The sequence below is a fragment of the Kocuria salsicia genome (assembly GCF_039532055.1).
Classification (GTDB): domain Bacteria; phylum Actinomycetota; class Actinomycetes; order Actinomycetales; family Micrococcaceae; genus Kocuria; species Kocuria salsicia.
Genome location: NZ_BAAARF010000007.1, coordinates 40,979 through 53,842, shown reverse-complemented (window position 1 = coordinate 53,842; position 12,864 = coordinate 40,979). Strand labels below are relative to the sequence as shown.

Annotated in this window: 11 protein-coding genes and 1 tRNA gene; 9 read left to right on the top strand and 3 right to left on the bottom strand. The window is 69.7% G+C overall.

Going from position 1 to position 12,864, the window contains the following annotated elements; translation table 11 throughout:
* Window positions 1-230: 230 nt before the first annotated feature.
* Window positions 231-1,640 (top strand): MFS transporter, encoded by a 1,410-nt coding sequence (locus tag ABD264_RS06480; protein WP_344205035.1) that lies wholly within the window; start codon window positions 231-233, stop codon window positions 1,638-1,640.
* Between the two features lie 19 nt (window positions 1,641-1,659).
* Here the strand turns inward: ABD264_RS06480 and dcd are convergent, their stop codons facing one another.
* Entirely contained in the window at window positions 1,660-2,238 is a 579-nt protein-coding gene (dcd, locus tag ABD264_RS06475; RefSeq protein ID WP_344205033.1) for a dCTP deaminase, read from the bottom strand.
* Window positions 2,239-2,352: 114 nt separating this feature from the next.
* On the opposite strand from dcd, the gene ABD264_RS06470 reads away from it, so the two are divergent.
* From ABD264_RS06470 to ABD264_RS06440, 7 genes are all read left to right on the top strand, one after another.
* A tRNA-Gly gene (locus ABD264_RS06470) sits at window positions 2,353-2,423 on the top strand.
* 150 nt (window positions 2,424-2,573) lie between these two features.
* Window positions 2,574-3,026 (top strand): aspartate 1-decarboxylase, encoded by a 453-nt coding sequence (gene panD, locus ABD264_RS06465; RefSeq protein WP_290500082.1) that lies wholly within the window; start codon window positions 2,574-2,576, stop codon window positions 3,024-3,026.
* 103 nt (window positions 3,027-3,129) lie between these two features.
* Window positions 3,130-4,050, top strand: coding sequence for an AEC family transporter (locus ABD264_RS06460; protein WP_344205031.1), 921 nt, complete (start codon window positions 3,130-3,132; stop codon window positions 4,048-4,050).
* A gap of 147 nt (window positions 4,051-4,197) precedes the next feature.
* A complete protein-coding gene (locus ABD264_RS06455) occupies window positions 4,198-5,514 on the top strand; it encodes an extracellular solute-binding protein (protein ID WP_303104559.1) in 1,317 nt (438 codons plus the stop codon).
* A complete protein-coding gene (locus ABD264_RS06450) occupies window positions 5,511-6,479 on the top strand; it encodes a carbohydrate ABC transporter permease (protein WP_144941033.1) in 969 nt (322 codons plus the stop codon). The genes ABD264_RS06455 and ABD264_RS06450 overlap by 4 nt, the downstream gene beginning before the upstream one ends.
* 5 nt (window positions 6,480-6,484) lie before the next feature.
* A complete protein-coding gene (locus ABD264_RS06445) occupies window positions 6,485-7,321 on the top strand; it encodes a carbohydrate ABC transporter permease (protein WP_145010142.1) in 837 nt (278 codons plus the stop codon).
* A 46-nt stretch (window positions 7,322-7,367) separates the two neighbouring features.
* Entirely contained in the window at window positions 7,368-8,705 is a 1,338-nt protein-coding gene (locus ABD264_RS06440; protein WP_290500074.1) for an ABC transporter ATP-binding protein, read from the top strand.
* A gap of 189 nt (window positions 8,706-8,894) precedes the next feature.
* On the opposite strand, the gene ABD264_RS06435 is transcribed toward ABD264_RS06440, so the two are convergent.
* A complete protein-coding gene (locus tag ABD264_RS06435) occupies window positions 8,895-9,554 on the bottom strand; it encodes a hypothetical protein (RefSeq protein ID WP_144941037.1) in 660 nt (219 codons plus the stop codon).
* Between the two features lie 292 nt (window positions 9,555-9,846).
* Here ABD264_RS06435 and ABD264_RS06430 point away from each other — a divergent pair, with 292 nt between their 5' ends.
* Complete coding sequence (locus ABD264_RS06430) at window positions 9,847-10,827, top strand: hypothetical protein (protein WP_290500072.1); 981 nt, start codon at window positions 9,847-9,849, stop codon at window positions 10,825-10,827.
* 118 nt (window positions 10,828-10,945) lie between these two features.
* On the opposite strand, the gene ABD264_RS06425 is transcribed toward ABD264_RS06430, so the two are convergent.
* The gene (locus ABD264_RS06425; protein WP_344205164.1) at window positions 10,946-12,835 is read right to left on the bottom strand and encodes an NHL domain-containing thioredoxin family protein; all 1,890 of its coding nucleotides are present in this window, start codon (window positions 12,833-12,835) and stop codon (window positions 10,946-10,948) included.
* Window positions 12,836-12,864: the final 29 nt, after the last annotated feature.

Genomic DNA, 12,864 nt, shown 5'->3' with positions numbered 1-12,864 from the left:
CATGCGCTCGGCGAGGTGCTCGGCGAACAGGCCGCGGAGGCACAGGGCCACCCGGAGCATGAGGCGGTAGTTTGCGGGCTCCATCGTAACAAGATTGACTGTTGACGCGTCACCAGAACCGCCCGGACATGCACTGACCGGCCCCGCGTGTGAACGCCCACCGGCGCCCCCCCCCCCCCGCGGCCGACACCGTCGGCCCGCAACACTCCGCGGCCCGTAGGGTGAGCCCCATGACAGGCGAGCACACGACCACCACGGGCGGCACCCCCGAGCCGCTCGCCCCCGCGCCGGGGGGCGCTTCCCGTGCCCGCGTGCTGATGTGGTGCCTGTGGGACACCGGCACCTCCGCCTACAACGCGGTGATGCTCACGTTCGTGTTCACGGTGTACCTCACGAGCGAGTCCTTCGGCTCCCCGGAGCACACCTCCACCGTGCTCTCCGTGGCCATGACGGTCGCTGGCTTCGCGATCGCGGCCACCGCCCCGATCATCGGTCAGCGCAGCGACACCCCGCGCTCCCGGGCGGGCTTCCTCACCGTCAACTCGGTGGTCCTGATCGCGTGCACCGCCCTGGCGTTCTTTGCCCGGCCGGAGCCGGCGTTCCTGGTCTTCGGCGTCACACTGGTGGCGCTGGGCAGCGTGGCGCAGGAGTTTGCCACCGTGAGCTACAACGCCATGCTCCCCGCGCTGGCCGGCCCGCACCGCATGGGCAAGGTCTCCGGCTGGGGCTGGGGCGCGGGCTACGTGGGCGGGATCTTCGCACTGGCCTTCGTGCTCTTCGGGTTCGTGACCCCCGGCTTCCTGGGGATCCCCACCGATGACGCCCTGAACTACCGCGCCGTGGCCCTGTTCAGTGCGGCGTGGATCCTCATCTTCTGCCTGCCCCTGATGCTCAAGGCCCCTTCCATGCCGTTCCGGGAATACAGCGGTGCCATCCTGGAGGAACCCGGCACCCCGCCGCTCGTGCGCACCGACGCCCTGCCTATGGTGCCCCCTGCGCCGCGCCGCCGCGGCATCCTCGGCGCGTACCGCGAGCTGTTCCACACCATCGCCGGACTGTGGCGGGTCTCCCGGGCCACCGTCTTCTTCCTGATCTCCTCCGCCGTCTACCGGGACGGACTGGCGGGTGTGTTCACGTTCGGCGGGGTCCTCGCGGCGGGCACCTTCGGCTTCTCCCTGACCGAGGTCATCATGTTCGCGGTCGCGGCGAACCTGATCGCCGCCCTCGGCGCGTTCGTGGGCGGCTCCCTTGACGATGCCCTGGGCCCGCGCACCGTGATCACCGGCTCCCTTGTGGGCGTCATGCTCGCCGGCACCGCACTGCTGTTCTGGACGGGCAAACCAGCCTTCTGGGTCTGCGGGCTGGCCCTGTGCCTGTTCGTGGGACCGGCCCAGGCGGCGTCGCGCACGTACCTGGGGCGGCTGATCCCGCCCGGGCGCGACGGCGAGATCTACGGTCTGTACGCGACCACCGGGCGGGCCGTGAGCTTCATGGCACCCGGGCTCTTCGGACTGTTCGTCAGCGTGCTGGGTGCGCAGATCTGGGGAATCCTCGGGATCCTCGTGGTGGTGGCCGCCGGACTCGTCCTGCTGCTGCTCACCCCGCGCCCGCCGGAGGGCTTCACCACCGCCCAGGTCTGAGCGCGGCGGCGGGCGCGGCTCACTCGATGACGGTCCGGTCGAAGTTCAGGTGGCTGCGCGAGGCCGTGGGCCCGCGCTGGCCCTGGTAGCGGTTGCCGTAGGCGCCGCTGCCGTAGGGGTGCTCCGTGGGCGAGGAGAGCTGGAAGAAGCACAGCTGCCCCACCTTGGAACCGGGCCACAACTTGATGGGCAGCGTGGCCATGTTGGACAGCTCCAGCGTCACGTGGCCCGAGAACCCGGGGTCGATGAATCCGGCGGTCGAGTGCGTCAGCAGGCCGAGGCGCCCCAGGGAGGACTTGCCCTCCAGGCGCGCGGCGACGTCCGCCGGCAGGGTGACCTTCTCGTACGTGGCGCCCAGCACGAACTCCCCCGGGTGCAGCACGAAGGGCTCGTCCGGCGCCACCTCCACCAGCCGCGTGAGCTCGGGCTGCTCCTGGGCCGGGTCGATGTGCGCGTACTTGTGGTTGTCGAACAGCCGGAACCACCGGTCAAGGCGCACGTCAACGCTCGCGGGCTGGACCATGGCGGGATCGTAGGGCTCCAGGCGCACACGCCCGGAGCCCAGCTGACGGCAGATGTCGCGATCGGAGATGAGCACGGCTCCACGGTAGTCGACACCTCGCTGAAGGAACCGTGTGGAACACCGCAGCCCGCAAACGTGTTGTACAGTGGTGGGCGTTCATCCGCGTGCGTCATGCACCGGCGGAACAGTGCGGCTGTAGCTCAATGGTAGAGCGCACGCTTCCCAAGCCTGATACGCGGGTTCGATTCCCGTCAGCCGCTCCGTACACCTCGCACGACGCCCCGGGTCACCGTCACGGTCCCCGGGGTGTTGCATTCCCAGGGTGCCCACAGCCCGCGGGCCTGCCGGACGGGGCGGTCCGAGGACCCCGGCCGGCAGGGGCACCGTCACCCACCGCATGAGGAGCGATCATGCTGCGCACCATGTTCACCGGCAAGATCCACCGCGCCACCGTGACCCAGGCAGACCTGCACTACGTGGGGTCCGTGACCGTGGACCAGGACCTGCTGGACGCCGCCAACATCCTCCCCGGCGAGCTCGTGGCCATCGTGGACATCACCAACGGCGCCCGGCTGGAGACGTACACGATCGCCGGCGAGCGCGGCAGCGGCGTCATCGGCATCAACGGGGCGGCGGCACACCTCGTGCACCCCGGCGACCTCGTGATCCTGATCGCCTACGGCCTCATGGACACCGCCGAGGCCACGTCGTACGAGCCCCGTGTGGTCCACGTGGACGAGCACAACCGGATCGTGGCACTGGGCTCGGACCCCGCGGACGCGGTCGTGGGGAACGTGGTCCGCCCGCCGCACGCGCGCGAGCACCTGCTGGCGCAGGAGGACGCCGCGGTTCCCGGTCCGTGACCCCGCGGGCACGTGCGCGCCTGCCGGGCCGGCGACGTCGTGCCCACCCCACCGCGCCCGCAGGGGCGGATCACCACGAACGACGAGCCGAGGAGACGTGCCCGTGAGCGGAGTGGCCTCCGGGTTCTTCATCGTGTGGGCCGTGATCGGCACGGGCTACGTGATCGGACGCCTGGGGCTGCTCGGTCCGCACGGGCAGCCGGTGCTGTCCAAGCTCGCCTTCTACGTGGCGTCCCCGCCGCTGCTGTTCACCACGGTCGCGAAGGCGGACGTCAGCCACATCTTCTCGGCCCCGCTCGTGGTCGCCGGGGTCTCCGCGTGGCTGACCATGCTGGCCTACGCGGCGGTCTCACGCCTCGTGCTGCACAGGGACGCCTCGACCGTGGTGATGGGAGCCCAGGCCGCGGGCCAGGTCAACTCCGCGAACCTGGGGATCCCGATCGCCCTGTTCGTGCTGGGCGACGCCTCCCAGGTGGCCCCGGTGATGCTGTTCCAGCTGGCCCTGAACACCCCGCTGTACCTCACGGTCATGGACACCCTCACCGGCGGGGAGCGCCCCACCGTGGGCTCCGTGCTCAAGACCGTGGTCACGAACCCGCTGATCGTGGGCTCGGGGCTCGGGATCGCGTCCTCGCTGACGGGCACCACCCTCCCGGACCTCGTGATGCAGCCCGTGGAGATCGTGGCCGGTGCCGCGGTGCCGGCCATGCTGCTGGCGTTCGGGATCTCCCTGGTGGGCTCGCGTCCGCTCTCCGAGCCCGGAACGCGCGCCGACACGCTGCTCGCCTCGGGCGCGAAGGTGCTCGTGCACCCGGCACTGGCCCTGCTGCTCGCGTGGGCCCTCGGGCTGAGCGGTCCGATGCTGTACTCCGCCGTGATCATGGCGGCGCTGCCCACGGCCCAGAACCTCTACGTGGCCGCGGTGCGCTACGACCGCGCGACCACGGTGTGCCGTGACACGGTGCTGCTCACCACCGTGGTCTCGATGGTCTCGATGGCGGTCGCCGCAGTATTTCTTTCCTGACGCCAAATTTCCCTGCCGATGCCGAGTCACACGACTTCTGTGACACACACCACCCTTAGACTGTACAGATGCTGAATCGGTCTGCGCCCCTCGGGGAGCGTCAGGCCCGGTGCGTCAGCTCATGAGCTCGTCAGGAGAGGAAACATCGTGAAGTCCACTCACCACTCGCACAGGGCCGGGAAACCGCGTGCCGTCCGCAGCGTTGCGGCCGTCGCCGCCGTGTCCGCCATGCTGCTCACGGGGTGCGGCAACGGGGAATCAGGCCCGCCCACGCTCACCTGGTACATCAACCCGGACGACGGCGGCCAGGACGTCCTCGCCCAGCAGTGCTCGGACGCGTCCGGCGGCAAGTACAAGATCCAGACCTCCCTGCTGCCCCGTGACGCCTCGTCGCAGCGCGAGCAGCTGGCACGCCGCCTCGCGGCCGGGGACACGTCCATGGACATCATGAGTCTCGACCCGCCCTTCGTGCCCGAGCTCGCGGAGCCCGGCTTCCTCGCGAAGCCCCCCGAGGACGTGGCAAAGGCCACCACCACGGACACGCTCGAGGGCCCGCTGCAGGGCGCCACGTGGAACGACGAGCTCGTGGCCATCCCGTTCTGGGCCAACACGCAGCTGCTGTGGTACCGCGAGTCCGCGGCCAAGGCGGCGGGTCTGGACATGTCCAAGCCCGTCACGTGGGACCAGCTCATCAAGGCGGCCAAGTCCCAGGACAAGTACCTGGGTGTGCAGGGCGTGCGCGGTGAGGCCATGTCTGTGTGGGTCAACGGCCTCGTGGAGTCGGCCGGCGGCCAGGTGGTCTCGGACGGCCAGGACGGTCAGGACGCCAAGATCACGCTGGACTCCGACGCCGGCAAGAAGGCCGCGGAGATCATCGGGACCATCGGCAAGGAGGGCCTCGGCGGACCCGGCCTGGCCACCCAGGACGAGAACGCCTCCATGATCCAGTTCCAGGGGGACAAGGGCTCGTTCATGGTCAACTGGCCGTTCATCTACTCGGCCACCAAGGCCTCCGTGGACGAGGGCACCCTCGACAAGTCGGTGCTGGACGACATCAAGTGGACCACGTGGCCCCGTGTCGACGCGGACACCGAGGCGCACCCGCCGCTGGGCGGCATCAACCTGGGCGTGGGCGCCACGTCCAAGAACCAGGACCTCGCGTGGGAGGCCGTGCAGTGCATCGTCTCCCCCGAGCACCAGGCCCAGTACTTCGCGACCAACGGCAACCCGCCGTCGTCCACGAAGGCCTTCGACGACCCCGAGGTCAAGAAGGCGTACCCCATGGCCAACACCATCCGCAAGTCCCTCGACGCCGCGAAGCCTCGCGCGCAGACCCCGTACTACAACGAGATCTCCACGGCCATCCAGCAGAACTGGACCCCGCCGGCGGACGTCACCGAGGACACCCCGCGTGAGACCACCGAATTCATCCAGGAAGTCCTGAAGGGAGATGCGTTGCTGTGAGCACCACCGTCAATTCCTCCGCTCCCGCCGCGGCGCCGGAGAAGACCCGCACCAGGCGTCATCTCTCGGACCGCGCCCGCGCTGAGCGCAAGCTGGGCTGGCTGCTCGCTGGACCGGCGTTCGTGATCATGCTCCTGGTCACGCTGTACCCGATCGTCCAGGCCTTGTGGGACTCCCTGTTCTCCTTCCGCCTCACCGCGCCCGGTGACAAGGAGTTCGTGTTCCTGGGCAACTACGCCACGGCACTGTCGGACATCGTGTTCTGGCGGGACCTGGGCGTGACCCTGCTGATCACGGTGGTCACGGTGGTCGTGGAACTCGTCCTGGGCCTCGCCCTCGCGCTCGTGATGCACAGCGCCATCAAGGCCACGCGCGGCCTGCTGCGCACCGCCATCCTGGTGCCCTACGGCATCATCACTGTGGTCTCCGCGTTCGCGTGGTTCTACGCCTTCGACATCACCACCGGCTACGTGAACAACTGGCTCTCGTGGCTGCCCATGATCGGTCCGGACTTCAACTGGTTTGCCTCCGCGGGCCCGTCTCTGTTCGTGATCATGGCCTCGGAGATCTGGAAGACCACCCCGTTCATCTCGCTGCTGCTGCTCTCCGGGCTCGCACAGGTCCCCGGTGAGCTCACCGAGGCCGCCCGTGTGGACGGCGCCTCGGCATGGCAACGCCTGAGCAAGGTGGTCCTGCCGAACATGAAGGCCGCCATCATGGTGGCCGTGGTGTTCCGCGCCCTGGACGCCTTCCGCATCTTCGACAACGTCTTCATCATGACCAAGGGCCAGTACGGCACCGAGACGCTCTCGCTGCTCGCGTACCGCACGTCCATCGGTCGTCTGGAAATCGGCCTTGGTTCGGCCATCTCGGTGATCCTGTTCATCTGCGTGATGCTCATCGCGCTGGTGGCCATAAAGGTCTTCAAGGTGGACCTCACCGGTGGCTCTGGGAAGGGGAAGTAACCGTCATGTTGAGCACCAAGCAGAAAATCGGCTGGACCGTCATCAGCATCGCGGTGCTGGTCTACGCGCTGTTCCCCGTCCTGTCCATCCTGATGACGTCCTTCAAGTCCTCCTCGGACCTGAACTCGGGCAAGTTCATCCCCACGAAGTTCGTCACGAGCAACTACGAGCAGATCTTCGTGGGCGAGGCCAAGGACCTGTTCCTGCCGGCCCTGTGGAACTCGATCGGCATCTCACTGATCTCCACGTTCGTGGCCGTCGTGCTCGCGACACTGTGCGCCTACGCGATCGCACGCCTGGACTTCCCGGGCAAGAAGATCGTGCTGACCACCGCGCTGATGGTCTCGATGTTCCCAGTGGTCTCCATCGTCACGCCGTTGTTCAACCTGTGGCGCCAGGTGGGGCTCTACGACACCTGGCTCGGCCTGATCATCCCCTACCTGTCCCTGACCCTGCCGATCTCCATCTGGACCCTGGCGGCGTTCTTCCAGCAGATCCCCTGGGACCTGGACCGCGCGGCGCAGGTGGACGGCGCCACCACGTGGCAGGCGTTCCGCAAGGTGATCGTGCCGCTCACGCTGCCGGGTGTCTTCACCACGGCGATCATCGCGTTCTTCATCGCGTGGAACGACTTCGTGTACGGCATCGGCCTGACCTCGACCGCCGCGGCGCGTCCCGTCCCGGCGGCACTCGCGTTCTTCACCGGCGCCTCGCAGTTCGAGGCCCCTGCGGGCGCGATTTCCGCGGCGGCGATCATCGTGACCATCCCTGTGGTGCTGCTCGTTCTGGCGTTCCAGCGCCAGATCGTCTCCGGCCTGACCCAGGGCGCGGTCAAGGGCTGAGCCCGCCGCACCATCCACGCTTTTACACAGATAGGACTGAGTAGACATGGCAGCAATCACCATGGAACACCTCGTCAAGAAGTACGACGACGGTTTCCCCGCGGTCAACGACATCTCCATCGACGTCGCCGACGGCGAGTTCCTGATCCTCGTGGGCCCCTCCGGCTGCGGCAAGTCCACGCTCCTGCGCATGGTCGTGGGCCTCGAGGACATCACCTCCGGGGACCTGAGCATCAACGGGGTGCGCGTCAACGACAAGCAGCCGCGTGATCGCAACCTCTCGATGGTGTTCCAGAACTACGCGCTGTACCCGCACCTGTCGGTGTACGAGAACATCGCCTTCCCGCTGCGCCTGTCCAAGGGGCAGTTCAGCGAGGAGGAGATCGACCGCAAGGTGCGCGAGGCGGCGGACACCCTGGACCTCAACGAGCACCTCGAGCGCAAGCCGGCGAACCTCTCCGGCGGTCAGCGCCAGCGCGTGGCCATGGGGCGCGCGATCGTGCGTGACGCGGACGCGTTCCTCTTCGACGAACCCCTGTCCAACCTGGACGCCAAGCTGCGCGGCCAGATGCGCACGGAGATCGCGCAGCTGCAGCGCCGCATGGGCATCACGTCGCTGTACGTGACTCACGACCAGACCGAGGCCATGACCCTCGGTGACCGCGTGGCCGTGCTCAAGCGTGGTCAGCTCCAGCAGATCGCGTCCCCGAGGGAGCTCTACGAACAGCCCGTCAACCTGTTCGTGGCGGGGTTCATCGGCGCTCCGTCCATGAACTTCATCCCGGCGCGCGTGAACGGCTCGGTGTTCCACACCCCGATCGGGGACATCGAGATTCCGGAGCGCGTGCAGGGCAAGCTCACGAACGCCCCCGAGATCGTGCTGCTGGGCCTGCGCCCGGAGCACTTCGAGGACGCGAAGTTCGTGGACGAGACGAAGATCCCCCACGGGACCGTCTTCGACTCCGAGTTCACGCACACCGAGTGGCTGGGCAACCAGCAGTACGGCTACATCCACTACCAGCAGGATGCCGCCGTGCAGCACAAGCTCAACGAGCTGGCTCAAGAGCTGGACGCGGACGAGATGCCCGCCCAGGTGGTCGTCTCCCTGGACGCCTCCTCCCGCATCCGCGGTGGCTCCACGGCAAAGATCTGGTTGGACAGCCGCAAGATGCCCGTGTTCAACCCGGAGACGGGCGAGAACCTCACGCGTGACGCGGAGGCCGGTGCGGAGCTGACCCGCGAGGCCAACGAGGAGCGCAAGAACGAGATCGAGCGTGCCCGCCGGCGTGACAGTGCGCGCGCGGATCAGGCCGGCGCCGCGGGGACCTCCCCCGCCGGTGGGGCCGAGCACGACGGCGGGGCGGGCAGCAGCGCCGCACGCTGATCCCCAGCGCCCCTCGCCGCACGACGACGGCCGGTTCTCCACCACGGGAACCGGCCGTCGTCGTCAGCTCCTGGCGCCTGGCGCGGTCCCGGTCCCGCGGGCGGTCCCGGTCGCCCCTCAGTCCCCGGCCCCTCGGCCAACCCCGGCACCTCCTCTGCTCCCGACTCTGGCCCCTCCCGGGGCCCCGTCTCAGCCGACCGAGCCCGCCGTGCTGGCCAGCGCCCACCAGCCCAGCAGGGCGATCACGGTGAGCAGCGCGAGCGAGGACGCCGCATAGCGCAATCTCGGGTGGCGCACGTGCCACGGGACCAGCCGGCGCCAGTTCTCACTCACCTGCGCGGGGGTGGCCTGCCGAAAGTTCACGTGCTGCGCACCGCTGGCCCGGGCGAGCTCGTCGAGGGTCCGGGCGTCCCAGACGGTACCGTCGAGCCCGAGGGCGCGGCGCCCGGAGGCCGTGACGAACCACAGGTACGGCCTGCCCCGGGAACGGCCCGAACCGGAACGGGGCGCCAGCAGCTTCTCGACGGTGACCACCTGCGTGATCCGTTCCCGGGCCACGGCGTGGAACCCGACCCACCGTGAGACGAGCACGAACCCGGGTGTCAGCACCGCGAGCGCCGGGCGCAGGTTCACGTAGGCGCCCACGAGACCGGCGAGGGCGGTCAAGGCGAGCACGCCGGTCACGGGCCCGGCCGGCCGCCGGTAGAAGATTGCCCCGACCGCCAGCACCACCAGGAGCAGGGGCGCGGCGGAGGCCGCGAGCCGCCGCCCGTAGGAACCGAGCCGGGGGTGGAACACGTGCTCGGGCACGCCGTACTTCTGGGGCACCTGCCGGACGGTCTCTGCCATGTTGTGCGCTCGCGCTCCTCGGGTCTCTGGTCACGGCCGCTGTCGGTCGCGGGGTGCCTGGTGCCCCCGGACGCATCGGGAGTTCGGTCCCCAGGGTGCGGGCCTCGTGAACCGTTGCCTGCGCAGCTCCGTGCGTGAAGCACGATCCCTGGTCCTGCTCCCGGCCGGGCTCGCCCCAGCCTACTGGCCGTTCCAGGGGCCGCGCCGGAGCCGGACCCCGCGAGCGTGACGCCGCGCGGCGAACCGGGTGACACGGCGCAGGCGGGGCGCGCATGAACTACCGTGAGGAGCCATGGAACGCAGTGATCGCATCATCAGGGCCCTGGGTGCCTGGTTCTTCCTGATCGTGCTGGCCGTGGCCGCCGCCGCGGTGGCCATTGCGCTCGTGAACAAGTACCAGTACGGCCCTGAGACCGAGGTCCGGGAGTACTTCCAGGCGCTGCAGGACGGGGACGGCGCCAAGGCCCTGGGTCTGCTCAACGCCGAGGTTCCGGACTCCAACGCCGCGCTGCTGGACGGGGATCCGCTCGCGGAGGCGGGCAAGCACCTGCAGGATGTGGCGGTCTCCACGGTCGACTCGGACGGGGACACCACCACGGTCCGAGCAGACTACCTCCTGGACGGGAAGCAGGCGTCCTCGGAGTTCAGGCTGCACCCGGCGGAGACTCAGTGGGGGTTCTTCACAGTGTGGGACTTCGACCCCACCACGCTGCCCACCATGTCCGTGTCCATGCCCGGCTCCACCGCGGTGGACATCAACGGGGTGTCCGTGGCGCTGCGGGACTCCTCGCGCGAGTTCGCCGTCTTCTACCCCGGCGTCTACACGGGGTCCTACACCTCCCCCATGGTCACCGCCCAGCCGCAGGAGGTAGCCGTGAGCGACTCGTCCAAGGATACGACGATGAAGCTCACCGCCGTCCCGTCGGAGCAGCTCCAGCAGCAGGTGGAGCAGCAGGTCCACGAGCATCTCGACGCATGCGCGGCCAAGGACAGCCTCTACCCCGAGGACTGCCCGTTCAGCTACGAGTTCGACGGACGGATCCAGGACAAGGTCAGCTGGAGCATCAAGGACTACCCGCGCTCCACGGTCGAGCTGGGCGGCGCGCACGCGGACCAGTGGTCCCTGCCGGACAGCAGGGGGACCGCGCACATCGAGTTCACCGCGGTGAACCTCTACGACGGCACCACGTCCAAGGTCTCGGCGGACGTCCCCTTCACCTTCTCGGCGAGCCTGAAGGTCACGCAGGACAAGGCCACGGTCACGCCCCGCTGACGCACCCCACCGCTGCGGCTCGCAGGCGGCCACGGACGACGACGCCGCACGCGCGCTCCCCCGCGCCCGTCACGCGCCGTCGTCGTCCAACCAGCCCGGCCCGCTCAGCCCGGCCTACTCAGTCCAGCCCGCGCAGCTCCAGCGTGAGGGAGGAGTCCGCGGCGGGGTCCACGGTGAAGGGGATCCCCCAGTCCTGCTGGTAGAGGTGGCAGGCCGCGTGCTCGGGGATCTCGCCGTCCGGGGAGCCATCGCACGCCGCGGCCCGGGCGGTGATGTGCAGGACGCCCTCCGTGACGCCGTCGGCGAGCCGCAGGGTGCGGGTGAGTCCCCGGGCGGTGCCGTCCCCCGCAACGAGCGCGTCCTCCGGGGAGGAGGAGACCTTCAGCTGCGTGGGGTCCCCCCACCGGGTGTCGAGCTTCTGCCCGCTCGGGGCCGCGAAGCGGACGGTGAGCTCAAGCTCACCGGGGGCCACGGGGGTGCGCTTGCGCTGCATCTGCGCCGCGCCCTCGTCCACGGTCTGCGCCTGCTTGGGGACGGCCACCCGCACCACGCGGTGGGCGTTGGTCTCGACCACCACGAGGACGGGCTCGTCCTGGCTCGTGTCCAGGAGCACGTCCGAGGGCTCGGCGAGTCCCCGAGTGAGGGTGGAGACCTCGCCCGTGGCGGGGTCGAAGCGGCGCACAGCACCGTTGTAGGTGTCGGCCACGGCCACGGAGCCGTCCGGCAGCACCGTGACGCCCAGGCAGTGCTGCAGCCGGGCCTGCTCCGCGGGGCCGTCGCGGAAGCCGAAATCGAACAGGCCCAGGCCCACGGCGGAGTCCACCGCAGCCACGGCGCCGTCGTCGGTGAAGCGCACGCGGCGCAGCGCGGAGGACTCGGAGTCCGCGACCCACACGGAGCCGTCCTCAGCCTGCGCCAGGCCGGAGGGCTGGGCGAACCAGGAACCGTCCGCCGCGCCGTCGCGCAGACCCTCGTCCCCGGTACCGGCCAGCACGGCGAGCGCACCGGTGCGCGGGTCGAAGGAGAAGAGCTGGTGGGTGCCGGCCATTGCGATCACGAGCGCGTCCGCGGTCTGCGACCACACGACGTCCCAGGGGGAGGACAGCGCCACGGACAGGGGGTCCCCCTCCGTGATCGCGTTCGGGTCCACGCCGCGGGCGCGCGCGTCGTCGAGCAGTCGCTGGACGCCGTTGCCGGCGATGGTGCGCACCGACCCCGAGCCGAGGTCCACCCCGCGCAGCCGGTGGTTCACGGTGTCCGCGACCACGAGGTCGTAGCCGAGCTGCGAGCGCAGCTGCTGCGGAAGCACCGCGATGCCCTGGGGCTCGTTGAACCGGGCCGCGTCCCGCGGTCCGTCCGCCCAGCCCCGGGTGCCGGAGCCGATGGTGCCGCGCACGGTGGCGAGGTCCGCCTCGAGCTGCACCAGACGGTGGTGGCCGGTGTCGCTCACCATGAACGAGCCGTCCGGCAGGGCCACGACCTTGCCCGGGAAGCGCAGATCGCCCTCGGGGCGCGGGCGGGGCACGTACGGCCCGTCGCCGCGGTGCAGCGTGCCCTTGGCCTCGTGCTCGGCCACGAGCTCCGCCACCAGGGACTCGAGCCCCTGGACGTGCCCCTCGCCGGAGAGGTGGGCCACAATGTAGCCCTCCGGGTCCAGCACCACCAGGGTGGGCCACGCACGTGCGGTGTAGGCGTCCCAGGTCTGCAGGCCGGGGTCGTCCAGCACGGGGTGGGTGATCTCGTAGCGGTCCACGGCGGCGGCGAGCGCGTCCGGGTCCGCCTCGTGCTCGAACTTGGGCGAGTGCACGCCCACCGTCACGAGCACGTCCGAGTACTGCTCCTCGAGGGGACGCAGCTCGTCGAGCACGTGGAGGCAGTTGATGCAGCAGAAGGACCAGAAGTCCAGGACCACGATCTTCCCCCGCAGGGCGTTCAGGTCCAGCTGCTCACCACCGGTGTTCAGCCAGGCCCGGCCCTCGAGCTCGGAGGCGCGGACGGGGGTGGTCATGCGTGCGGCTGTCACGTCGGATGGATCCT